21 protein-coding genes and 1 pseudogene are annotated in these 23,258 nt (G+C 71.1%); 9 read left to right on the forward strand and 13 right to left on the reverse strand.

Annotated elements, in window-relative coordinates:
- The first annotated feature begins 51 nt into the window (after positions 1-51).
- The 3 genes from ACQP2X_RS42545 to ACQP2X_RS42555 all read left to right on the forward strand — a co-directional run bounded on the left by ACQP2X_RS42545 (position 52) and on the right by ACQP2X_RS42555 (position 3,981).
- Positions 52-1,323 (forward strand): hypothetical protein, encoded by a 1,272-nt coding sequence (locus tag ACQP2X_RS42545; protein ID WP_498691655.1) that lies wholly within the window; start codon positions 52-54, stop codon positions 1,321-1,323.
- Between the two features lie 125 nt (positions 1,324-1,448).
- Positions 1,449-2,684: a hypothetical protein gene (locus ACQP2X_RS42550; RefSeq protein WP_498691657.1), complete on the forward strand. Its 1,236-nt coding sequence runs from the start codon at positions 1,449-1,451 to the stop codon at positions 2,682-2,684.
- An 88-nt stretch (positions 2,685-2,772) separates the two neighbouring features.
- Complete coding sequence (locus ACQP2X_RS42555; RefSeq protein WP_498691659.1) at positions 2,773-3,981, forward strand: hypothetical protein; 1,209 nt, start codon at positions 2,773-2,775, stop codon at positions 3,979-3,981.
- A 162-nt stretch (positions 3,982-4,143) separates the two neighbouring features.
- Here ACQP2X_RS42555 and ACQP2X_RS42560 read toward each other — a convergent pair whose 3' ends face one another.
- The gene (locus tag ACQP2X_RS42560; RefSeq protein WP_498691661.1) at positions 4,144-5,070 is read right to left on the reverse strand and encodes an LLM class F420-dependent oxidoreductase; all 927 of its coding nucleotides are present in this window, start codon (positions 5,068-5,070) and stop codon (positions 4,144-4,146) included.
- 58 nt (positions 5,071-5,128) lie between these two features.
- Between ACQP2X_RS42560 and ACQP2X_RS42565 the strand changes: the two genes are divergently transcribed.
- On the forward strand, positions 5,129-5,923 hold the full coding sequence (locus tag ACQP2X_RS42565; RefSeq protein ID WP_498691664.1) for an SAM hydrolase/SAM-dependent halogenase family protein: 795 nt from the start codon (positions 5,129-5,131) through the stop codon (positions 5,921-5,923).
- Positions 5,924-6,023: 100 nt separating this feature from the next.
- A complete protein-coding gene (locus ACQP2X_RS42570; protein ID WP_498691666.1) occupies positions 6,024-6,818 on the forward strand; it encodes a DNA-formamidopyrimidine glycosylase family protein in 795 nt (264 codons plus the stop codon).
- Here the strand turns inward: ACQP2X_RS42570 and pspM are convergent.
- The 6 genes from pspM to rimO form a co-directional block, all read right to left on the reverse strand.
- Complete coding sequence (gene pspM / locus ACQP2X_RS42575; RefSeq protein ID WP_498691669.1) at positions 6,775-7,554, reverse strand: phage shock envelope stress response protein PspM; 780 nt, start codon at positions 7,552-7,554, stop codon at positions 6,775-6,777. The genes ACQP2X_RS42570 and pspM overlap by 44 nt on opposite strands.
- Positions 7,555-7,575: 21 nt before the next feature.
- Complete coding sequence (locus ACQP2X_RS42580) at positions 7,576-8,436, reverse strand: PspA/IM30 family protein (RefSeq protein ID WP_498654822.1); 861 nt, start codon at positions 8,434-8,436, stop codon at positions 7,576-7,578.
- Positions 8,437-8,719: 283 nt separating this feature from the next.
- Positions 8,720-9,091, reverse strand: a complete 372-nt coding sequence (locus tag ACQP2X_RS42585; protein WP_097318554.1) for a helix-turn-helix domain-containing protein — start codon at positions 9,089-9,091, stop codon at positions 8,720-8,722.
- A gap of 158 nt (positions 9,092-9,249) precedes the next feature.
- The gene (locus ACQP2X_RS42590; RefSeq protein ID WP_498691672.1) at positions 9,250-9,744 is read right to left on the reverse strand and encodes a CinA family protein; all 495 of its coding nucleotides are present in this window, start codon (positions 9,742-9,744) and stop codon (positions 9,250-9,252) included.
- A 9-nt stretch (positions 9,745-9,753) separates the two neighbouring features.
- A complete protein-coding gene (gene pgsA, locus ACQP2X_RS42595) occupies positions 9,754-10,344 on the reverse strand; it encodes a CDP-diacylglycerol--glycerol-3-phosphate 3-phosphatidyltransferase (protein WP_498691674.1) in 591 nt (196 codons plus the stop codon).
- A complete protein-coding gene (gene rimO, locus ACQP2X_RS42600; protein ID WP_498691676.1) occupies positions 10,341-11,810 on the reverse strand; it encodes a 30S ribosomal protein S12 methylthiotransferase RimO in 1,470 nt (489 codons plus the stop codon). The genes pgsA and rimO overlap by 4 nt, the downstream gene beginning before the upstream one ends.
- 210 nt (positions 11,811-12,020) lie before the next feature.
- On the opposite strand from rimO, the pseudogene ACQP2X_RS42605 reads away from it, so the two are divergent.
- Positions 12,021-12,743: pseudogene (locus tag ACQP2X_RS42605) on the forward strand (glycosyltransferase 87 family protein); the annotation flags it as partial.
- 320 nt (positions 12,744-13,063) lie between these two features.
- Here the strand turns inward: ACQP2X_RS42605 and ACQP2X_RS42610 are convergent.
- Positions 13,064-15,604, reverse strand: coding sequence for an FtsK/SpoIIIE family DNA translocase (locus ACQP2X_RS42610; RefSeq protein ID WP_498691677.1), 2,541 nt, complete (start codon positions 15,602-15,604; stop codon positions 13,064-13,066).
- A gap of 88 nt (positions 15,605-15,692) precedes the next feature.
- Between ACQP2X_RS42610 and ACQP2X_RS42615 the strand changes: the two genes are divergently transcribed.
- Positions 15,693-16,088 (forward strand): YbjN domain-containing protein, encoded by a 396-nt coding sequence (locus ACQP2X_RS42615; protein ID WP_498701208.1) that lies wholly within the window; start codon positions 15,693-15,695, stop codon positions 16,086-16,088.
- Positions 16,089-16,170: 82 nt separating this feature from the next.
- Here ACQP2X_RS42615 and ACQP2X_RS42620 read toward each other — a convergent pair whose 3' ends face one another.
- From ACQP2X_RS42620 to ACQP2X_RS42640, 5 genes are all read right to left on the reverse strand, one after another.
- Complete coding sequence (locus ACQP2X_RS42620; protein ID WP_498691678.1) at positions 16,171-17,688, reverse strand: S1 family peptidase; 1,518 nt, start codon at positions 17,686-17,688, stop codon at positions 16,171-16,173.
- An 89-nt stretch (positions 17,689-17,777) separates the two neighbouring features.
- Positions 17,778-19,466 (reverse strand): ribonuclease J, encoded by a 1,689-nt coding sequence (locus tag ACQP2X_RS42625; RefSeq protein WP_498654830.1) that lies wholly within the window; start codon positions 19,464-19,466, stop codon positions 17,778-17,780.
- A 33-nt stretch (positions 19,467-19,499) separates the two neighbouring features.
- Positions 19,500-20,393 (reverse strand): 4-hydroxy-tetrahydrodipicolinate synthase, encoded by an 894-nt coding sequence (dapA, locus tag ACQP2X_RS42630; protein ID WP_498691680.1) that lies wholly within the window; start codon positions 20,391-20,393, stop codon positions 19,500-19,502.
- A gap of 26 nt (positions 20,394-20,419) precedes the next feature.
- Complete coding sequence (locus tag ACQP2X_RS42635; RefSeq protein WP_498691681.1) at positions 20,420-20,944, reverse strand: DUF2752 domain-containing protein; 525 nt, start codon at positions 20,942-20,944, stop codon at positions 20,420-20,422.
- Positions 20,945-20,949: 5 nt separating this feature from the next.
- The gene (locus tag ACQP2X_RS42640) at positions 20,950-22,170 is read right to left on the reverse strand and encodes a winged helix-turn-helix domain-containing protein (RefSeq protein WP_498691682.1); all 1,221 of its coding nucleotides are present in this window, start codon (positions 22,168-22,170) and stop codon (positions 20,950-20,952) included.
- 56 nt (positions 22,171-22,226) lie between these two features.
- Between ACQP2X_RS42640 and ACQP2X_RS42645 the strand changes: the two genes are divergently transcribed.
- Complete coding sequence (locus ACQP2X_RS42645; RefSeq protein ID WP_498691683.1) at positions 22,227-22,790, forward strand: GNAT family N-acetyltransferase; 564 nt, start codon at positions 22,227-22,229, stop codon at positions 22,788-22,790.
- Between the two features lie 4 nt (positions 22,791-22,794).
- Positions 22,795-23,178, forward strand: a complete 384-nt coding sequence (locus ACQP2X_RS42650; RefSeq protein ID WP_498691684.1) for a thiol-disulfide oxidoreductase DCC family protein — start codon at positions 22,795-22,797, stop codon at positions 23,176-23,178.
- Positions 23,179-23,258: the final 80 nt, after the last annotated feature.

Genomic DNA, 23,258 nt, shown 5'->3' on the forward strand with positions numbered 1-23,258 from the left:
TTTGTGCGGTGGGGCAGCGACGCTGACCGTCGATCGTTATCGTCTGCTGCCGTGCTAGGAAACCTGATCGCGGCAGTCGCGCTGGCCACGCCAGTCGTCGGCGCGCCGGTAACGCTGAAGGCGCCGGCCGAACCCACTCCGTCGAACGTCACGCTGGCGTGGACCTCGCCCGCACACACCGCATTCGCCGTCACCTGGGACGAGACCGGGGACGTCCGTAACCAGGTCGCCGTGACCCCGGCGGGTGCCCCGACCAATGTCGGCACCAAGAAAATCGTCGAGGCCGGTCAGCCCAACCGGCTCGTGGTCGAGGTGCGGGACCCCTTCAACGGCCTCGCCGAGGGGAAAGCCTATGCCTTCGCCGTGTCGACGGTCGACGCGTCCGGCGCGGTCGTCAGCGAGACCGCCTACTCGCCGGTGTTCGACACGGACGGGCCGCCGACGCCGGTCATCACGGCGGTGACACCGGGCGCCGACGGCAAGATCGAACTGAGCTGGACGCCGGGCAAGACCTCGGCGGACACCACTCCGGGCGATCCGCTCGACGTACCCGCGGAGAACCCGCCGCGATTCGACCCGCTCGTGCTGGACGGCGGCGATCCGCGGAGCGTGGCCGAGGCGAGCACGGCGACTTCCTATGTATATGCCGGGCCGATCACGTCGATCTACAGCGTCGGGGTGCACGCCATCAACGAATGGTCGTTCCCCGACACACAGGCCTACTGGCCACCGAACTCGAGTTACGCCGAAGCGGCTGACTCGCACATCGCCGCGACCGTGCCCAAGACCGTCACGGCGGGCGGCAAGCTGACCGTCACCGGCACGGCGACCGCGCTGCAGCTGTTCTGCGACAGCGGACTGCGCTGCTGGGTCGGCAAGCGGGGCGACGAGGGCAGGTCGCTGCGCCTGGAATCCCGCACCGGCGCCGGTGCCACCTGGCAGCTCGTGACGACGACGAAGGCCGGCAAGGACGGCAAGTTCACCTTCAGCGTGGACTTCCCCGGCACGCGCGATTACCGCGTGGTCGCGCCCGTGATCGTCGGCAACAGCGACAAACTCGCACAGGCCCCGTTCGCCACCGCGGCGACCACGGTGACCGGCCCGGGTTCCGGCACCGGCGGCCAGCCCGGCGGAGAGCAGCCCACCGAGGAACCCGGCGAACAGCCCGGCACCGGCGGCACCGGCGGTGGCGGCGGCAGCCTTCCCATCACCGGCACGCCCGTCGTCTGGGTCTCCGTGGCCGGCGGCCTGCTCCTCGTCCTCGGCGCGGCGTTCTTCGTCGCCGGGCGCCTCCGGCGCCGCACGACCTTCACCGCCGAGTAAACGACGTATCACCGGACGGCCCCCGCCATTCGTGGCGGGGGCCGTCGCGTGTCCGGAGACGGGCGTTTGTGCTTTCTGCGGAACAGGGCGGCGGGCTGTGAGCGGGGCCACTAAGGTCTGCGGCCATGTTGGGGAACTTCGTTGCCGCACTAGCGCTGGCCGGGCCGGTCGTCGGACTGCCCGCGGCGCTCAAAGCGCCGACGGAACCCGCTCCGACGAATGTGACCGTGGCGTGGGCGTCGAGTGCTCATGACGCCGTCGTGGTCACCTGGGACGAGACGGGGGACGTCCGCAACCGGGTCGAGCTTGTCAATCCGGACGGGTCACCTTCAGGGGTGGCGTGGCTGACCATCGAGGCCGGTCAGCCCAATCAGAGCGCGCTGCCGGGATTCGGCGGCGTCTACAACAGTGATCTTCGGGTCGCGGTGTCGGTGGTGGACGCGGACGACGAGGTCGTCAGCGATCCCGGGCTGTCGCCGGTCTTCGACACGAACGGGCCGCCGCAGCCGGTCATCGAGACGGTCGTGCCCCGCGAGGACGGCACGGTCGCGTTCAGCTGGCGGTCGGGCGACCTGGTGGACACGACGCCGGGCGATCCGCTCGACGTGCCGGCCGAGAGCCCGGCGCGGTTCGTTCCGCTGGCGTCGTACTCGAACTTCAACGACTACGAGCAGTTGGTCCCGGCGCCGGTCGCCGTGACGTCGTTCGTGGTGCCCCAGCGGGACAAGCCGTACAACGTCGGCGTGCGCACGGCGCCGAACGAGTGGACGTTCAACGGCGTCTCAGCGCCGGTGAACGGCACCAAGGTCACGGCCACGATCCCGAAGAAGGTCACGACCGGCGCCAAGCTGACGGTCACGGGCAAGGTCGTCTACCTGACGCGGGCCTGCGATCCCGGTCCGTGCTGGTCGATCGAGAACGACGACGCCGGGCGGCTGCTCCGCCTCCAGGCGCGCGCGAACGCGAGCGCGGCCTGGCAGACGGTGGCCACCACACGGGCCCGGGCCGACGGCAAGTTCACGGTCAGCGTGAAATCGCCCGGCACCCGTGACTACCGGGTGGTCGCGCCCGCGGTCGAGCGCGCGGCGAACCGGGACGCCAAGGCCTGGTTCGCCACCCCGGCGACGACCACCAAGGCGACCCCGCCCGCTACCGGCGACGGAGGCGGCACCGAGCCCGAGCCCGGAACCGGGACGGGGACCGGCGGCGACACGGGCGGGACCGGCGGTGGTGGCGGCCTGCCGATCACCGGCGCTCCGATCGCCGGAATCACCCTCCTGGGCGGCCTGCTCGTCGTCCTCGGCGCGGCCCTGCTGCGTCTCGGCCGCCGTCGCCACGGGCGCGCGTCCCTCATCGGATAGACCACGAAAGGCCGGCCCCGAAAAAATAGGAGCCGGCCTTTCGTGGAACGGGACAGCAAAATGTGACGTGAACCACTAACCTTCGGCCATGTTGGCGAACTTGGTTGCCGCGCTCGCTCTGGCCGGGCCGTCCGCGCTGCTGGCGTCGGCGGAAGCCGCCCCCACGAAGGTCACCGTGGCCTGGGCGTCGGACGCCCACGACGCCGTGGTGGTCACCTGGGACGAGACGGGGGACGTCCGGAACCGGGTGGAGCTCGTGAACCCGGACGGGTCGCCCTCCGGGGTGGCCGCGCTGACGGTCGAGGCCGGTCAGCCCAATCGGAGCGCGTTGCCGGGCTTCGGCGCCATCTACAACTTCGACGTTCAGGTCGCGGTGTCGGTGATCGACGAGAACGACCAGGTCGTCAGCTCACGGGGACTGTCGCCGGTCTTCGACACGAACGGGCCGGCGCAGCCGGTCATCGAGACGGTCACGCCCCGCGAGGACGGCACGGTCGCCTTCAGGTGGCGGCCCGGCACCGAGACGGACACGACGCCCGGCGATCCGCTCGACGTGCCGGCCGGGGCGCCGGTGCGGTTCACACCGTTCGTCTCGCACTCGAGCCTCAACGACTTCGAGGCGCTGACCCCGGCGCCGGTCGCCGCGACGTCGTTCCTGGTGCCCGACCGGCCGAAACCGATCCGCGTGGGCGTGCGCACCACGCCGAACGAGTGGACGTTCAACGGCGAGTCGGCGCCAGTGGACGGCACCCGCGTCACCGCCACGATCCCCAAGAAGGTCACGACCGGCGCCAAGCTGATCGTGACGGGCAAGGCGGTCCACCTGACCCGGGCGTGCGACCCAGGCGTGTGCTGGGCCGAGGAGAGCGACGGCGCCGGGCGGCTGCTCCGCCTCCAGGCCCGCGCGAACGCCAAGGCGGCCTGGCAGACGGTGGCCACCACGCGGGCCCGGGCCGACGGCACGTTCACGGTCAGCGTGAAATCGCCCGGCACCCGCGATTACCGGGTGGTCGCTCCCCCCGTCGCCCGCACGGCCGATCAGGAGGCCAAGGCGTACTTCGCGACGCCCGCGACGACGACGAAAGCCACGCCGCCCGCGGCCGGCGGCGGCTACAACGAGCCCGAGCCCGAAACCGGCGGCGACGCCGGCGGGGCCGGCGGCAGCGACGGCGGCGGCCTGCCGATCACCGGCGCCCCCGTCGCCGGAGTCGCCCTCACAGGCGGCCTGCTCGTCGCCTTCGGCGTGGCCCTCCTGCGCCTCGGCCGCCGCCAGAGGCGCACGCCGATCATCGGATAGCCGGCGGAAAGGGCCGCCCCCACAACCGCCGACGGAAAGGGCCAGCCCCACAACGGCCGGCGGAACGGGCGCCCGCGACGGCTCGCTGAAGGGCCGGCCGAGCCGGCAAAGGCAAACGCCGAGGGTGGCAAGACCCAGGCCGGCCCGGCAAGGACCCGGCTGTCAGAGCTGCGGGGCCACCGCCGACGCGACCAGCTCGACGTGGTCGAGGTCGCTCAGGTCGAGTGCCTGGAGGAACAGGCGGGAAGCGCCCGCGGCCTCGTAGCGCTTGATGGTTTCGACGACCTCGTCCGGCGTTCCGACGATGCCGCCGTTCTCGCGCATCTCCGACACCTCGCGGCCGATCGCGGCGGCGCGGCGGCTCACCTCGGCGTCGTCACGGCCCACGCAGAGCACGGCGGCGGCCGAGAAGACGGGCGGAGTGGCCCGGCCGATTTCCGCGCTGGCCGCGCGCACCCGCTCGTACACCGGGGGAATGTCCTCGATCTTGGAGAACGGGACGTTGAACTCGTCGGCGAAGCGGGCCGCGAGCGCCGGCGTGCGCTTCTTGCCGTGACCGCCGATGATGACCGGCGGGCGCGGCGACTGCACCGGCTTAGGCAGGCCCGGCGAGTCCGAGACCTGGTAGTGCTTGCCGTCGAAGTCGAACGTCTGACCCGCCGGCGTCCCCCACAGACCGGTGATGATCTCGAGCTGCTCCTCGAGCCGGTCGAAACGCTCACCCACGGGCGGGAACGGGATTCCGTACGCCTTGTGCTCGGCCTCGAACCAGCCGCCGCCCAGACCGAACTCGATGCGGCCACCGCTCATCGCGTCGGCCTGCGCCACCGCGATGGCCAGCGGGCCCGGCAGCCGGAACGTCGCCGACGTGACCAGCGTGCCGAGCCGGATGGTGGACGTCTGCACGGCCAGCGCGGCCAGCGTCAGCCAGGCGTCGGTCGGGCCGGGCAGGCCGTCGCCGCCCATGGTGAGGAAGTGATCGGAGCGGAAGAAGCCGTCGAAGCCGCTCGCCTCGGCGGTTTGCGCGACCTTCCGGAGATCGTCGTAGCTTGCCCCCTGCTGGGGCTCGGTGAAGATCACGAGACGCATGAATCCAACCCTGCCAGATCCACCAACGATCCGTGCCGGGGCAGTAACGTTTCCCACCATGGCCGGGTATGGATGGATCAGCTTCACCACCGACTACGGGACGTTCGACGGCTTCGTCGCGGCGTGCCACGGATCGATCGCGCGCATCGCCCCCGACGTGCGGGTCATCGACGTGACTCACCACGTGCCGCCGGCCGACGTGGCCCGCGGCGCCGCCGTGCTCGCGCAGACCGCTCCCCACCTGCCGCCGAGCGTGCACCTCGCCGTGGTCGACCCCGGCGTCGGCACGGCCCGGCGCGGCGTCGCCATCGGCACGCCGAACGGCGCCCTGGTCGGACCCGACAACGGCCTGCTGATCTGGGCGGCCGAGGCCCTCGGGGGCGTCGAGTCGGCGTACGAGCTGACCAATAAGGACTGGTTCCTCGGCGACGTGTCACGCACCTTCCACGGCCGTGACCTCTTCTCCCCGGCCGCCGCCCGGATCGCCGCCGGCGCGCCCCTGTCCGACGCGGGCGCGGCGGTCGAGCCGGGCAGCCTCGTCCGGCTGCCCGCGCCGGTCGTGACCGTCGGCGACGGCTGGCTCGAGGCCGAGGTGATGACTGTCGACCGCTTCGGCAACGTGCAGCTCGCGGCGAACGGCGAGATGTTGCGCGGCCTCAGCACCGACCTGGTCGTCAACGGCACGGTCAGCGCGCGCCGGGGTGCCACGTTCGCCGACGTCGGCCAGGGCGACCTGCTGGTCTTCGAAGACTCGGCGGGACGGGTGGCGATCGCCGTGAACAACGGGCGCGCCGTGGTCGTGCTGTCGGTGCGGCCGGGCGACATCGTCCGGCTGGCCGCGCGCCAGCCCTGACGGGCGCGGTCGCGGGCCTTCGCGTACGTCCTCCGAGGTGGAAATGATCGCGGTGCCGAGCCCGGGGCATGAACGATCGCGGGCGGGGCAGGATTGAGGCATGCCCGAAGGCGACACCGTCTGGAACACCGCGCGGGTCATCGAGCGCGCGATCGCCGGTGAGGTGCTGACCGGCTCGGACTTTCGCGTGCCGCAGCTCGCCACCACCGATCTGAGCGGCTGGACGGTGGCCGAGTCGGCGAGCCGCGGCAAGCATCTCCTGCTCCGCCTGACCCGTGACGGTGAACGGCCGCTCACTCTGCACTCGCACCTGCGGATGGAGGGTGCCTGGCGAGCGTACAAACCGGGGGAACGCTGGACCGGGCGCCCAGCGCACCTGATCCGCGTGGTTCTGAAGACCGCCCGCGCGGTCGCCGTGGGATATCACCTGCACGAGGTCGCCCTGTGGCCCACGGCCGACGAGGAACGGCAGCTCGGCCACATCGGTCCCGACCTGTTGGGGGCCGACTGGGACGAGGCCGAGGCGGTACGCCGGATCGCCGCCCACCCGGACGCCACGATCGCCGAGGCGCTGCTCGATCAGCGGAACCTGGCCGGTGTCGGGAACCTCTACAAGGCCGAGACGCTCTTCCTGCGGCGGCTGTGGCCGTGGACGCCCGTCTCCGAGGTCGAGGACCTGGGCGGGACCGTCGCGCTGGCCCAGAAGCTGGTCGCCTCGAACCGCGGGCGCTGGACGCAGACCACCACCGGCTCGCTGCGGCGCGGCGAGACCAGCTTCGTCTACGGGCGGCGGGCCCAGCCGTGCCGGCGGTGCGGGGCCGCCATTCAGAAGGACGAGAAGGGCGAGCGCATCACTTACTGGTGCCCGCGCTGCCAAAAGAAGTCGGGCGCTTGAGCTCGGACAGGCCCTCGGCCAGGCCGCGGAGCCGGTCGGTGGCGTCGATCAGCGACGTGAAGGCCGGGTGCGATCCCTCGGTGACCGGGTGGCCGTCCTCGGCCACGTAGGCCGCGGCGGCCGCGACCATCCGCTCGTACGCGTCGACGCCCTCGGTGAACTGCTGGGCCAGCGACGCGTGGGACTCCTCGAGGCTCGCCCGCTGGGCGGCCGGGCTCAGCGGCAGTGCCCGCTCGACACTGGCCACGCGCTGGCCCAGGTCGCGCAGCCACTGCTCGGAGACCGCAGCCTCGAGCACCGCGCCCTCGCCGGGTCCGGTGAGCCGGCCGGACAGACCGGAGAGTGTGGACGATGCCCGGTCGAGCCTGTCCCAGGCCTGGGTGATCGCCGAGCCGCGCAGCGCGTACCGGTTCTTCTGCCGGCGGACCTCGTGCAGGACCGTGCGGCCGGCCGGGAAGCGCTCGATGGCGGCCGCGAACCGCTGACCGGCCAGCGCCGGGTCGGGCGGTGGCGGCGCTGGCGTGGCGGCCAGCTCGCGGTGATCGCTCCACCGCCACCAGGCCAGGGCGACCGAGCCGCCGGCGGCGCCGGCCCAGATGGCGTCGGCCACGCCGATGCCGGAGTACGGGGTGAGGACGGCGGTGGCCGCGGCGAGGCCGCCACCGAGCACGCTCCACCGGCGCGCCGAGTTACGAAGTCGCTTGAGCCGGCGGAAGTACTTGCTCCGCTCGTCCACCGTCGTCCTCCCCCTGTTGCCTTAACCGGCGGCGGTCGTGTCCCCGCGCTTCTGGTTCATGCTGGCCCGGATCTCGTCGAGGCGGGCGACGCTGGCCGGGTCGGCCGCCGGCTGAGCGGCCTGCTCGACCGCCGGCTGCGAGCCCGCGCCGGCGAGTTTCTCGCCCGCCATGCTGGCCCGGATCTGCTCGAGCCGGGACGAGCCGGCCATGTCGAGGCTGCTCTTCTGCACCTCGAGCATGCGGCCCTCGACCGAGTTCGACGCCAGCTCGGCGCGGCCCATGGCGTCCGCGTACCGGCGCTCGATCTTGTCGCGGACCTCGTCGAGCGACGGCGTGTTGCCGGGCGCGGCCAGCGACGACATCGACTCGAGCGACTTGGCCACGGTCTCCTGCATCTTGGCCTGCTCGAGCTGGCTGAGCAGACGCGAGCGCTCGGCGATGCGCTGCTGGAGCACCATCGCGTTGTTCTCGACCGCCTTGCGCGCCTGGCCGGCCGCGGAGAGCGCCTGGTCGTGCAGGGTCTTCAGGTCCTCCATCGACTGCTCGCCGGAGACCAGCTGGGTGGCGAGCGTCTGGGCGGTGGACTCGTATTTCTGGGCCTCGGCCTCGTCGCCGCCGGCCCGGGCCCGGTCGGCCAGGACCAGCGCCTGACGCGCCATGCCCTGGAGCTTCTCGACCTCACCCATCTGGCGGGACAGCTTCATCTCCAGCTGACGCTGGTTGCCGATCACCGCCGCGGCCTGCTGCACAAGGGCCTGGTGTTGCCGCTGCGCGTCCTCGATGGCCTGCTGGATCTGGACCTTCGGATCGGCGTATTCGTCGATCTTCGCGCCGAAGAGCGCCATCATGTAACGCCAGCCCTTGACGAACGGATTCGCCATCTCGCGGTATCCCCTCAATGTCGCTCAAACGGTGTCGCTCAGTCGGGTCCGCCACCGACGCAGATCGAGGAGCTGTCGCGATGGCGTTGAATGCCATCGTGACAGCTCGACGCCACCGGCGTCACGTGACCTCGGGGGGATCTCAGGGTCTCCCCCACGCTTCGAGGCTACGCGCATCGCCGGGTCAGGGTCGATCCCGGAGGGGTCCCTAAGAAGTCTTTGGGAACAGGAAGAGCCGGACCACCCGCTTGGGTAGCCCGGCTCGGTTTTATCTTCGAATTGATCAGGCGGCGTACACGACGTCGCGCTTGGGTTTTCTGGTCGTTCGCAGAGTCGCCTTGAGCGGCGTCTCGTGGCGGACCGACACCGACAGCGCCTTCTGCTTTTCCTCGTCGACCGGGACGAGCACACCCTCCATGCCCTCGGCGAGCGACAGCGTGCCGCTGACCTCGCTCAGGAGCTCGGAGAGCCGCGCGCCCAGCGCGTCACAGATGGCGGCGAGCAGCTCGCTGGAGGCTTCCTTCTGACCGCGCTCGATCTCGGAGAGATATCCGAGACTGACGTTCGCGGCGGTGGACACCTCGCGCAGCGTGCGGTGCTGCCCCTGCCGGCGCGCCCTCAGTGCGTCGCCGATAACCCGGCGTAGCAGGACCATGGCACCTCCTCCTGCGGCGGGGCCGCCGGCACACGCCGGAGGCTTCCCGCAACCGTACCCGCTGCCGGCCAGGCCGACATACCGCCCCGCCGAATTCCGGGACAGCCCCGCAGCGGGACATTCGTGCAACTTCCGAGATCGATGAAACATTCCCCAGCTCAGGACCGCGCCGGAGCCTCACGGAGACAGTCTGCGAGCAGTTGTAGTGCGCTCGTCACACTTTCGGTCCGGATGGCGGCCCGGTTTCCGTCGAGTTTCAGCTCGCGGACGGTGTCGCCGTGCGGACCGGCGCAGGCCACGTAGACGAGACCGACCGGCTTGCCGTCCTGCGGCTCGGGGCCGGCCGCCCCGGTGGTCGACAGGCCCCAGTCGGCCGAGCAGCGCTCACGGGCGCCACGGGCCAGCGCGACGGCCACGTCCGGGTCGACCGGCCCGCGCTCGTCCAGCAGCTCCTCGGAGACACCGGCCAGCGCGTGCTTGAGGTCGGTGGCGTAGACCACCAGGCCGCCCCGGTAGACCGAGCTCACTCCTGGGATCTCCACGACGGTCGAGGCGACCATGCCCCCGGTCAGCGACTCGGCCGTGGCGAGGGTCTCGTGCCGGTCGACCAGCCGGTGCACGGCGGCCGCGGCCGCTACGTCAGGGGTGTCCACAAATGGATTCTAGGAGCGGGCTTCCCGGCGCAGGCGCAGAGCAGCGACCACGTAGTCCCCACCCGTCACCACGGTCACCACCAGCGCCGCGCCCATCAGCCAGACGCCGACCACGTCGAACGGATCGGGCACCGGCCACAGGTACCAGGCGATGGCGGCGATCTGCAGGACCGTCTTGAGCTTGCCGCCGCGGCTGGCCGGGATGATGCCGTACCGGATGACCCAGAACCGCAGCGCCGTGATGCCCCACTCGCGGACGAGGATGAGCAGCGTGACCCACCACGGGAGCCGGTCGTAGACCGACAGCAGGACCAGCGCCGTGCCGGTCAGGGCCTTGTCGGCGATCGGATCGGCGATCTTGCCGAACGAGGTGACCAGCGACCAGCGCCGGGCGATCCAGCCGTCCACGAAGTCGGTCGCCGAGGCCACGCAGAACACCAGGCAGGCGGCGATCCGCTGACCGGTGCCGGTCAGGTCGGAGGCGACGACGATGGCCACGAAGACCGGAACGAGCACGATCCGGACGACCGTGAGGATGTTCGCCGGGTTGTAGAGCGACACCACCCGCGGCGCGGCAGCCGGAACCGGCTCGTCGGTCACCGCCGTGACACCGGCGCCGCGGAGATCATCTCGACCGGCACGGCCACGAGGTCGACGCCCTCGGTGCCGGTCACCCGGGCCCGCACGAAGTCGCCCGGCTTGAGCGCGGCCAGATCGACGCCGTCGTCACCGGCGACCAGGGTGGTGGAGCCGTCGACCTCGGGCGCCTGGTGCTCGGCGCGGCCCTCGACCTCGCCGTCGACGATCGCGTCGACCAGCACCTCGACGGTCGAGCCCAGGCGCTCCTCGGCCCGCTGGTTGCACAGCTCGTCGGCCAGGGTCAGCAGCCGGTCGTACCGCCGCTTGACGGTGTCTTCCTTGACCTTGATCGTGTCGTCGAAGCCGGCCGCCTCGGTGCCGTCCTCGTCGCTGTAGTCGAAGACGCCGATCGCGTCGAGCCGGGCCTCGGTGAGGAAGCGGACCAGCTCGTCGACGTCCTTCCTGGTCTCGCCGGGGAAGCCGACGATGAAGTTGCTGCGGGCGCCGGCCTCGGGCGCCAGCTTGCGGGCCGAGGCGAGCAGGTCGAGGAATTTCTCGGTGGAGCCGAAACGGCGCATGCGGCGCAGAACGGGCTCGCTCGAGTGCTGGAACGACAGGTCGAAGTACGGCGCGACGCCCGGCGTGGTGGCGATCACCTCGACCAGCCCGGGGCGGGTCTCGGCCGGCTGGAGATAGCTCGCGCGGACCCGGACGATGCCGTCGACCGCGGCCAGCTGCGGCAGGAGCTTCTCGAGGGCGCGGGGGTCACCCAGGTCTTTGCCGTACGACGTGCTGTTCTCACTGACCAGCACGAGCTCACGCACGCCGGACCGGGCCAGCCACTCGGCCTCGGCCAGCAGCTCCTGCGGGTCGCGGGAGACGAAGGCGCCGCGGAAGGCCGGGATGGCGCAGAACGAGCACCGGCGGTCGCAGCCGCTGGCCAGCTTGAGGCTGGCCACCGGGCCGCTGTCGAGCCGGCGGCGGAGCACCGTGCGCAGGTGGGCCGGGGTGTGCTCGTCGACCGTGGCGTGGCCGGGGACGACCACCTTGGCCGCCTGGCGCTGCACCGGGGTGATGGGCAGCAGCTCGCGGCGGTCGCGCGGGGTGTGCGCGTCGAAGCGCTCACCGGCCAGCACGCCGTCCAGGCGGGCCGCGATGTCGGTGTAGTCGTCGAAGCCGAGGACGGCCTGGGCCTCGGGCAGGCTCTCGGCCAGCTCGCGCCCGTAGCGCTCGGCCATGCAGCCGGCCGCGACCACCTTGGCCCCGGTGTCCGCGGCGGCGAGCAGCGTCTCGATCGAGTCCTGCTTGGCTTTCTCGACGAAGCCGCACGTGTTGACGAGCACCACGTCGGCGCCGTCGGCGTCCGTGCTGATCTCCCAGCCGCCGGCGTCGAGGCGCGCGGCCAGCTCTTCCGAATCGACCTCGTTACGGGCACATCCGAGGGTGAGCAGGGCGACACGGCGGGAGGGGGAAGGAGTTACCGACACCCGACAAGGTTACCGGGCGGCCGGGAGCTCCGGTCGGCCACACTTTCGTTCACCTGTAGTTCACCTTCCGTTCACCCGTGGACCGTACCCCCGAGCACCATGCCTAAAGCCGAAAAGCCCACGCCACAGGCCGAAGCACTGCTCCTCGCGGCCCTCGTCGTGCTCGCCATCCTGATCCGCTGGGTGTCGCTGCCCGAGATGACGAACGACATGAACATCTTCCGCCAGTGGCACAACCAGCTCGGCCGGGCCGGCGGCTGGCGTGGCATCGGCACCGAGATCGGCAACTACAACGCGCCGTTCGTCTATCTGCTGGCGTTCGCGTACTACCTGCCGGGCCCGCTGATCTTCAAGGTCAAGGCGCTGTGGATCGTCTTCGACGTCATCCTGGCCTTCTTCACCTACAAGACGGTCGCCCTGCGGTGGCCGGGCAGCCGCATCCCGGTCGCGGCGGCCCTGGTGATGGTGCTGCTGCCGACCGTCGCCATCAACTCGTCGTTCTACGGCCAGATGGACGCCGCGTGGGCCGGCGCGGCGCTGGCCGGTGTCTACTTCCTGCTGCGCGACAAGCCCTGGTGGGGTGTCGCCCTCTGCGGGGTGGCGGTCGCGATCAAGCCGCAGGGCGTCTTCATCCTGCCGCTGGTCCTGCTGCTCGTGATGTCCGGGCGCATTCCCTGGCGTACGCTCCTCGCCGCCCCTGCCGTCTTCCTGGTCCTCGATCTTCCGGCCATCGCGTTCGGCCGCAACCCGATCGAGCTGCTCACCATCTACGACATGAGCCGGCAGGCCCGCAACGTGCCCGAGTTGAGCCTGCGCGCCCCCAACGTCTTCGCCTTCATCCCGGCCACGACGCGCGAGGACACCGTACGGATGCTGGGTTATCTGTTCTGTGCGGCTCTGGTGGTGGGGGTCGTCTACGTGCTGGTCGCCAAGGCCTGCAAGATGACACCGGAGCGGGTGATCACGGCGGCCGCGCTGTTCGCCATCCTGGTCCCGTTCGCGCTGCCGGGCATGCACGAGCGCTACTTCTACCTGGCCGACGTGATGACGCTCGTGCTGGCCGTTTACCGGCCCCGCCTCTGGCATGTGCCGCTGCTGGTGCAGGCGAGCTCGCTGTTGTCGTACGAGCCGTACCTCTTCGGCCGTAATTCTTTGATGCTTCCGGACGTGATCCCGGCCGCCCTGATGCTGGCCGCCCTGATCATCGTCGGCTACCGCCTGCTGAGCGAGGCCTTCATCCCCGAGCCGGTGATTCAATCGTCCAGGCGGAGGGAAGCGAGAGCTTCCTCGAGCTCGTCCGGCTTGATCAGGACGTCGCGGGCTTTGCTGCCCTCGGACGGCCCGACGATGCCGCGGGTCTCCATGAGGTCCATGAGGCGACCGGCCTTGGCGAAGCCGACCCGCAGCTTGCGCTGAAGCATCGAGGTCGAGCCGAACTGGGAGGTCACGACCAGCTCGATGGCCTGGATCAGCAGCTCCAGGTCGTCGCCGATCTCCTCGTCGATCTGCTTCTTCTTGCTCTGCGGGATCTCGGTGACGTCCTCGCGGAACTCCGGCTCGCGCTGGTCCTTGCAGAACTTGACGACGTCGTGGATCTCTTTCTCGTCGACCCACGCGCCCTGGATGCGCACCGGCTTCGACGCGCCCATCGGCAGGAAGAGGCCGTCACCGCGGCCGAGCAGCTTCTCGGCGCCCGGCTGGTCGAGGATGACCCGGCTGTCGGCCAGCGACGACGTGGCGAAGGCGAGCCGGGACGGCACGTTCGCCTTGATCAGGCCGGTCACCACGTCGACCGACGGGCGCTGGGTGGCCAGCACCAGGTGGATGCCGGCGGCGCGGGCCAGCTGGGTGATGCGGACGACCGAGTCCTCCACGTCGCGCGGCGCGACCATCATGAGGTCGGCCAGCTCGTCGATGATGACCAGCAGATAGGGGTACGGCTTCATCACGCGCTCGCTGCCCGGCGGCGCCGTGATCTCGCCGCTGCGGACCTTGCGGTTGAAGTCGTCGATGTGGCGCACCCCGTTGGCGGCCAGATCGTCGTAGCGCATGTCCATCTCGCGCACGACCCACTCGAGGGCGTCGGCCGCCTTCTTGGGGTTCGTGATGATGGGCGTGACGAGGTGCGGGATTCCCTCGTACGCCGTCATCTCCACCCGCTTCGGGTCGACCAGCAGCAGCCGCACCTCGTCGGGGGTCGACCTGGTCAGCAACGACACCAGCAGCGAGTTCAGGCAGGAGCTCTTGCCGGCGCCGGTCGCGCCCGCGATCAGGATGTGCGGCATCTTGGCCAGGTTGGCCACCACGAAGCCGCCCTCGATGTCCTTGCCCAGGGCGACCAGCATCGGGTGGTGGTCGGCGGTGGCCGCGCGCGAGCGGAGCACGTCGCCGAGCGACACGTTCTCGGGGTCGGTGTTCGGGATCTCGACGCCGACGGCGCTCTTGCCCGGGATGGGGCTCAGGATGCGCACGTCGGGCGATTTCACCGCGTACGCGATGTTGCGCGACAGCTGGGTGATCCGCTCGACCTTGACGCCCGGGCCGACCTCGACCTCGTAGCGCGTGACCGTCGGGCCGCGGGTGAAGCCGGTGACCACGGCGTCGACGTTGAACTGCTCGAAGACGCCGGTCAGGGCGGCCATGATCTCGTCGTTGGCCCGGCTCCGCGACTTGGCCGGCGCGCCCTTGCCCAGCAGCGACGGCGGCGGCAGCCGGTAGTCGCCCTCGACCGAGGTGATCTCGAGCTGCTCGGCCCGGGTCGGCGGGTCGGGGGTGTGCTCCGGCGGCTCCGGCTTCTTGCGGCTGGCCGGGACCTTGGGCACCACGATCGTGTCGTGCAGGAGGAAGTCGTCCTCCTCGACGACCGGTTCCTCGTCGGCCAGACCGATGTCGGCCAGAGAGCCCTGCCGGCGGCGAGAGGGACGGCGCTTCTTCGGCGGCTCCTCTTCACCCTCGACTTCCTCTGGATCGGACAAATCAGGCAGGGGTAGCGGGTCACGCTCGGTCGATCGCCCGGTCAGGATGTCGACGAGCAGCATGATCCGCTCGGGGATCTTGTTGATCGGCGTCGCCGTGATCACCAGCAGTCCGAAGACGAAGAGCAGGACCAGCAGCGGCACGGCGACCCAGGCCGTCACCGCGCGCTCGAGCAGGGCCCCGAACCCGTAACCGAGCAGGCCACCGGCCCGGGAGATGCCGACGTCGTCGCCCGGGTGCTCGGAGATGTGCAGCAGGGCGGCGGTGGCGATAATGATCGCGCTCCAGCCGACCAGCGAACGGCCCCGGTGCTCAGGGTCGGCCGGCTTGCGCATGAGCCGGACCGCGCCGTAGAGCAGCAGCAACGGCAGCAGCACGGCCAGGCCGCCGAAGAACAGGTGCACGGAGTCGGCCAGCCACTTGCCGACCGGGCCGGCGCCGTTGGCCCAGACCGCGACGCTGATCAGGATCGCGAGGCCGAGCATGAGCAGGCCGGCGCCGTCGCGACGGTGCTCGGGGTCGATGTCCTTGGCCGTGGCGGCCTGCCGGCCGACGCCACGGGCGGCCCAGCCGACACCGTGGGCGGCGCCCATCCAGAGCGCGCCCAGACCGCGGCCCAGGCCGGTGGCGATCGCCGCGCCCAGCGTGGGACGGGCGCGGGCGGCCGTGCGGGTGCGGGCGGCGGCGGGCCGTGTCGATTTGCGGGCCGGCTGCTTCGCCGGCTGTCGCGCCGCCGGTTGGCGGGCACGACTGGTCGCGGCGCCGCGCGACGTGGACGCGGCGCGACCCCGGCTCGCCGGAGAGGAGCGGCCCGCCATGGTCACACCGTAACGCCGAGACGCTCATGAATCCCGCAGGCGCACCGGGACGCACTAAGATCAACAGGTGCAGCCGCTCACCCAGGAAATGATCACCGCCGCCCTCGACGAGCGCGGCTTCACCTACTTCACCGACGCCGACGGCGACATCGGCGGCAACTTCCAGGGCAACCTGATCTACTTCTTCCGCATCGGCGAGCAGCAGGAGATGCTGCAGATCAGGGCCATGGTCAGGCACGTCTTCGGCATGGAGGACGTGGTACGCCTCTACGAGTTCTGCAACGCCTGGAACCACGATCAGCTGTGGCCCAAGGCGTACGTGCACATCTCGGACGACGGCACCGTGAACGTGGTCGGCGAGGTCATCGCCGACTGGGAACGCGGCGTCACCCCGGAACAGCTCGACCAGGTCGTGATCTGCGGCATAGCCACGGGTTGCCAGCTGGCCGACGCCGTGGGCGCCCTCCGCGAGACCAGCGACTGACATAAAAGTGCCGGAGGAGCCCATCGGCTCCTCCGGCATCAGGCGCGATCCGCCAACCCGGCAGGGTAGGTGGCGGCGCGCGTTACGGGGTGCTGAACCCGAGCGTGTAGTCGCCGGCGCCCGCGGACGCGACGACCACGTACCGATAGGTGCCGGAGCGCCCGTTGAAGCTCAGCGATTTGACGTCGTCGCCGGTGGCCGTGGCCACCGTGCGGAAGCCGCGGTTGGTGAGCCGCTGGAGCACCAGGTCGAAGTCGGTGCCGTCGGCCGCGCTCAGGCACGCCGTCTGCTGCCCGGCGTTCGAGCGGAACGCCCCGCCGTCGGGCTGGGCCTGAGCGGTGCGCGTCCGCAGCGTGCCGCTGCGCTGCACGGCCTGGTCGGTGCAGGCGCTGGCGGCCTCCGCGGGCGGGGCCTCGGTGGCGCCGGCGCCGCCGCCGGAGGTCACCAGGGTCAGGTCCTCGGCCGCGAGGATCTCGTTCACCGGCTGGAAGAACGTCTCGCCGCCGACCGTGCAGTCGCCGGAGCCGCCCGAGGTGAGGCCCTGGGCCTGGTCACCGGAGAGCCACGGGCCACCGGAGTCGCCGCCCTCGGCGCAGACGTTCGTGCGGGTCAGGCCGGTGACCGCGCCCTCCGGGTAGACCACGGTCTGGTTCTTGGCCAGAATCGTGCCGCAGCGGGTGCCGGTGGTCGAGCCGGAGCGGCAGACCGCCGCGCCGACCGGCGCCTCGGCGTTGCCGGCGACCGGGAGCTCGTTGCCCTCGAAGTCGTTGACCACCGCGCGCGGCGTCCAGTTGCCGTTGACCTCGACGAAGCCCATGTCGGCGTCGCCCGGGAAGGTCGATGCCCGTACGGTGCCCTGTGCCTGCTGGTTGAAGCCGGTCGTGGTCGCGCCCACCTCGCCGCAGTGGCCGGCCGTCACGAAGCCGCCCTCGACCGAGAACCCGATCGAGCAGCGGGCCGTGCCGCCGTCGACGGCGATGAAGTACGGGTCGGCCCCGCGCACGTCGAACAGCGGCTTCGGCTGGGCCGAGCTGGTGATCACCCGGTAGGTGCCGGAGGTGACGCCGGCCGCCTTGGCCAGCTTCTTCGCGGCCGCCTGGGCACCGGGCTTGGCCACCACGACGAGCTTGTTCGTCGCCACGTCCACATACCAGCCGGTCAGGCCTTTCGCGCTGGCGTCGGCGTTGTCGAGCTTCTCCTTGGCCGTGACCAGGGTCTGCTCGCTGCGCTCGACCAGCACCGGCTCGGCGCCGGCCTCGCGGACCGCGCCCTCGGCCTTCTCGTCGGTCACCGCCACCTTGAGGGTGGTGCCGTCGGTGGCCAGCCAGGCGCCACCGAAGGCCGAGCCGGTGGCCGCGGACAGTCGCGCGGCCACCCCGCTCGCCCACTGCGACCGCTGCAGGCGTGCCGTCGCCTGATCGCCGCTCACGCCCAGGTCGCGCTGCATGGCCGCGAGAAGCCGCGCCGTGCCGTCGCCGCCCTTGGCCGCCGGTTTGTCGCTGGACGGCGTGGTGCCGGCCATGGAAGGCAGGGTGAAGGCCACCGCTGCCCCGGCTGCCACCACGACCGCCGCCGCCACGGCGATCCGTCTGCGCTGCATCTTGAGGAACTCCCCTCGCCAGCGGTGCCGTGGGGGCGGCACCGGTGACCAGAGGTACGGACGAGCGCAGCGAAAGGTTTAAAACCGCCTCAGACTTCCACGACCGTTGGCACGATCATCGGGCGGCGGCGGTACGCGTCGTTCACCCAGCGGCCGACCGTGCGCCGCACGACCTGCTGCAACTGGTGGGTGTCGGTGATGCCGTCCTCGGCCGAGCGGTGCAGGGCCGCGGTCAGCAACGGGATGACCGGGTTGAAGGCGTCCGGGTCCTCCGAGAAGCCCTTGGCCGACACGCTGGGCTCGCCGACCACCTTGCCGGTGACCGAGTCGATCACCACGGTGGCCGAGATGAAGCCGCCGTCGCCGAGGATGCGCCGCTCGGTGAGCAGCGACTCGCTGACGTCGCCGACCGCGAGGCCGTCCACGTAGACATAGCGGTTCTTGACCCGGCCCACGTGACGGGCGTGCCCCTCGACGAGGTCGACCACGTCGCCGTCCTCGCAGAGCACCACCCGGTCGGGGGCCACGCCGGTCTCGATGCCGAGCTGGGCGTGGGCCCGCAGGTGACGCCACTCGCCGTGCACCGGCATCAGGTTGCTCGGGCGCACCACGTTCAGCAGGTAGCGCAGTTCGCCGGCCGGAGCGTGCCCGGAGACGTGCACCTTGGCCGTCTCTTTGTGCACGACCGTGGCGCCGGCCCGGGACAGCTGGTTGATCACCCGGTAGACCGAGGTCTCGTTGCCCGGCACCAGCGAGCTGGCCAGCACCACGGTGTCGCCGGGGGCGATGGTGATGTGCCGGTGGTCGCCGGTCGACATGCGGCCCAGGGCGCTCATCGGCTCGCCCTGCGACCCGGTCGACATGAAGACGATCTCGTCGCCGGGCAGGTGGGTCGCCTCGTCGAGGCTGACCAGCAGGCCGTCCGGGATGTTGAGCAGTCCCAGGTCGCGGGCGATGCCCATGTTGCGCACCATCGAGCGGCCGATCAGGGCGACCTTGCGGTCGTATTCCCAGGCCGCGTCCATGACCTGCTGGACCCGGTGCACGTGGGAGGCGAAGCTGGCCACGATGATGCGGCCCTTGGCCTTGCCGAAGATGGCGCTGAGCACCGGGCCGATGTCGCGCTCGGGGGCCACGAAGCCGGGCACCTCGGCGTTCGTCGAGTCGGAGAGCAGCAGGTCGACACCCTCGGCGCCGAGCCGGGCGAAGCCGGCCAGGTCGGTGATGCGGCCGTCGAGCGGCACCTGGTCCATCTTGAAGTCGCCGGTGTGCAGGATCAGGCCGGCCGGGGTGCGCACGGCGACGGCCAGCGCGTCGGGAATGGAGTGGTTGACCGCGAAGAACTCACAGTCGAACGGACCGAGGCGCTCGGTCTGGCCCTCGCGGACGGTCAGCGTGTACGGGTCCAGGCGCCGCTCGGCCAGCTTGGCCTCGACCAGCGCGAGCGTGAACTCGGAGCCGACCAGCGGAATGTCCGCCTTGTGGGCGAGCAGGTAGGGCACCGCCCCGATGTGGTCCTCGTGGCCGTGGGTGAGCACGATCGCCTGGATGTCGTCGAGCCGGTCCAGGATCGGCGTGAAGTCGGGCAGGATCAGGTCGACGCCCGGTTGCTCCACGTCGGGGAAGAGCACTCCGCAGTCGATGACCAGCAGCTTGCCGTCGAACTCCAGGACCGTCATGTTGCGGCCGATCGCGCCGAGACCGCCGAGCGGGATGACGCGCAGGGCGCCTTCCGGCAGCGGCGGGGGCGTGTCCAGCTCCTCGTGCGCTTGACTCATTCGCTTGTATCTATCTCTCTTCTACGGGCTCTTCTACAGGCCGATGCCGGCCGCGGCGGCATCCGTACGCAGCTGGGCCAGTTCCTCGCCGGTCGCCTCGACCAGCGGTGAGCGGACCGGGCCGGCCGGGCGGCCCGACGCGTTGAGACCCGCCTTGACCAGCATGGTCCCCGGTGCCCGGAAGATGCCGGTGAACAGCGGCATCGCCCGGCGGTGCAGGGCGAGAGCGGCGGCGTTGTCGCCGCGCTCGAACGCCTCGATCATGTCTTTGGCGAGAACGCCGGTGAAGTGGGTGGACGTCCCGACCAGGCCGACCCCGCCGATCGACAGCAGCGGCAGCGTGGCGGCGTCGTCACCCGAGTAGTACGCCAGGTCGGTGCGGCTCAGCACCCAGGAGGAAGCGGTCAGATCACCCTTGGCGTCCTTGACCGCCACGATCCGCTCGTGCTCGGCGATGCGGCACATCGTCTCGGTGGCGATGGCCGTGCCGGCGCGGTGCGGGATGTCGTAGACCATCACGGGCAGGCCGGCCGCGTCGGCCACGGTCAGGAAGTGGTGGGCGACGCCGGCCTGCGGCGGCTTGTTGTAGTACGGCGTCACGACCAGCAGGCCATGGGCGCCGGCCTTTTCGGCCGCGTGCGCCAGCTCGATCGTGTGGGCCGTGTTGTTGGTGCCCACACCGGCGACGATCCGGGCCCGGTCGCCGACCGCGTCGACGACGGCGCGCAGAAGGGTCTCCTTCTCGGCGTCGGTCGTCGTCGGGGACTCGCCCGTGGTGCCGCTGACGACGAGCGCGTCGTTGCGCTGCTCGTCGACGAGGTAGGTGGCCAGTTTCGCCGCGCCCTCGACGTCGAGGGAGCCGTCCGGGGCGAACGGGGTGACCATCGCGGTCAGGAGCCGTCCGAAGGGTCGCGGGTCGTGCGTCATACCCACCAACCTATCGGACTCCCCGCTCAGACGTAGAGCGCGGTGAACGGGGCCCAGGGCAGGTTGCGCAGCACACTCCAGACGGCCCACACCGCGACAAATGTGATCAACACCGCCGGGCTCAACGTGAGCTGCGGAAGCTTCCAGTTGAACAGCCTTTTCCCGGCCCACGCCACATACATGTAGAGCAGGAAGGGCACGGCGAAGGTGAAGATCGCGTGGTGACGGGCCGCGGCCGGAAGATCTCCATGAAGCAGGTACCACGCCGCGCGGGTGCCGCCGCAGCCCGGGCAGACGAAGCCGGTCGTGTATTTGAGCAGGCAGGTCGGCGGCTCGCCGGCACCGGCCTCGGCGGGATGGGTGGCCAAGGTGTAACCGACAGCACCGCCCATGCAGGCCAGCAGGGCGATGGGCGCGGCCCAGACGGGTGACCTGGTCCACACCCGCTGGACGAACCGGGTGACCCTGTCCTGCTGGGGCTGTGCGTAATAGTCGAGCCACTCCGGCGGCACCGGCGGGCCCTGCACCGGCTGTTCCTCCAGCGCCTTCATGGCCGTCACGCTACACCTTTGAGGGCAGCGGCCAGCGGGCCCGCGAAGTCGCCCCGCTCGGGCACCGCGATGCGCGAAAGGCCCAGCCAGCCGGCCAGCCGGTGCAGCTCGGCGGCGAGGGCCACGGCGGTCTCCTCCTGGTCGGCGCCGGGCTCGAGCCAGGCCGCCGGCACGAGCAGCTCGCCCGCCTTGCGGTCGGCCTTGAGATCGACCCGGGCCGCCAGCTCGTCGCCGAGCAGGAACGGCAGCACGTAGTAGCCGTAGAGCCGCTGCGCGGCCGGCACGTAGATCTCGATGCGGTAGTTCATGCCGAACAGCCGCTCGGTGCGGTTGCGCTCCCACACCAGTGGATCGAACGGGCTGATCAGCGTCGAGGCCGCTACCCGCCGGGGCAGCTTGGCCTCGTGATGCAGATAGGCCGGCCCCTTCCAGCCCTTGACCTGCACCGGCAGCAGCACCTTGTCCTCGATGAGCTCGGACACGGCCCGCTTGAAGCCGTCGACCGGGAGCCGGAAATAGTCGCGCAGCTCGGCCTCGGCCCCGACCCCGACGGCCCGCGCCGAGAGCTCGACGAGCGCCCGGAACGCGTCCTGCGGATGCGGGGTCGGCGCGTTGAGCACCGAGAACGGCAGCACGCGCTCGGGCAGGTCGTACCGCCGGGCGAACGAGGTCGTCCGGTCCGACGCCGTCACCTGGCCGGTGAAGAAGAGCCACTCCAGCGCCTGCTTGACCGACGACCAGTTCCATCCCCAGTGGTCGGTCCGTTTCGGCTCGTCGTGCTCGATCTGGGCCGCGGTGATCGGCCCGCGGTCGCGCACGACGGCCAGCACCCGCTCGATCAGCTCGGGCTGCTCCCTGGCGATGCGGACCATGCCACCCCACGCGTAGTCGGCGGCGCGCTCCATGCGCCAGCGGAACAGCGGCTGGAGGTCGGTGGTGATCAGCGACGCCTCGTGGCCCCAGAACTCGAACAGCTCACGCGGCTTGCGATAGGCGGCCCGCTCGAGCAGCTCGACCGGGTAGGGACCCAGGCGACTGTAGAGCGGCATGAAATGCGCCCGCTGCAGCACGTTCACCGAATCCATCTGGATCAGATGGACCCGGCGCAGCACGCGCCGCAGATGACGCATGTCGGTGGCGCCGCCCGGCTTGGGGTCGGTGAAGCCCTGCGCGGCCAGCGCGACGCGCCGGGCCTGCGCCACGGAGAGAGTCTCGGGAAGTGCCACGTCGCGAACGGTAGACGAAGGGTGTGACAAAAATCGGCCTCGGTAGGCTGCCCGGCATGGCAATCGGCTTCGTCCGTCCCGCTCGCCCCGAAGACGCCCCCGAGATCGCCCGGGTCCAGCTCACCACCTGGCGCTCCGCCTATCGGCGGATGTTCCCCGCGCACGTCCTGGCCAACCTGGACCTCGACTATCTGACCCGCGGCTGGACCGAGGCGATCACCGCGCCGCCCTCGCCGAGGCACCGGGTGCTCATCGCCGTCGAGCAGAGCGACACCGCGACCCAGGTGGTCGGGTTCGCCGCCGCCGGCCCGGCCGACGAGCAGGCCCTGGCGCCCGAGGAGCCCCCGCTGGGCGAGACGACCGCCGCCGTCACCGATCTGCTGGTCGAGCCGCGCTGGGGCCGCCGGGGCCATGGCAGCCGCCTGCTCAGCGCCGCGGTCACCCATTGGCGGGACGACGGTTTCGAGCGGGCCGTCGCCTGGGCGTACGAGCAGGACGAGGCCATGCGGAAGTTCCTCTCCTTGGCCGGCTGGGAGCCCGACGGCGCCGGCCGCGCCCTCGACGTGGACGACATGCTCGTCCCCCAGGTGAGGCTGCACGTCGCGGTCGCGGAAGAATAGAAAGGTGACCGCGACCTTCGTCTACGACGGCGACTGCTCCTTCTGCACGACGTGCGCCGAGTTCATCGAGCGCCGCATCCCGACACACGCCCGGGTGATCCCGTGGCAGTTCGCCGACCTCGACAAGCTCGGCCTGACCACCGAGGAGTGCGAGGAGGCGGTCCAGTGGGTCGGCGCCGGCGGCGAGCGCGCCTCGGGCCCGGACGCGATCGCCCTGATGCTCCGCGACGCCGGCCGTCTCTGGCAGGTCGCGGGCGGCGCTCTGCAGATCGGCCCGGTCCGCCTGGCCGCCTGGCCCGCCTATCGCTGGGTCGCCGAGCATCGTCACCTTCTGCCCGGCGGGACGGCGGCCTGCTCTCTGCCGCAGGCTCAGCGAGATCTTCTTTAGAGGTACGGGTTCACCAAAGGCCCCCGCTTCGACGAGCCTGGCTCCGTCGTGGTCACCCTCTCTGCCGCGGCTGCCGGGCT

It is taken from the genome of Actinoplanes sp. CA-131856, assembly GCF_050956135.1.
Taxonomy (GTDB): domain Bacteria; phylum Actinomycetota; class Actinomycetes; order Mycobacteriales; family Micromonosporaceae; genus Actinoplanes.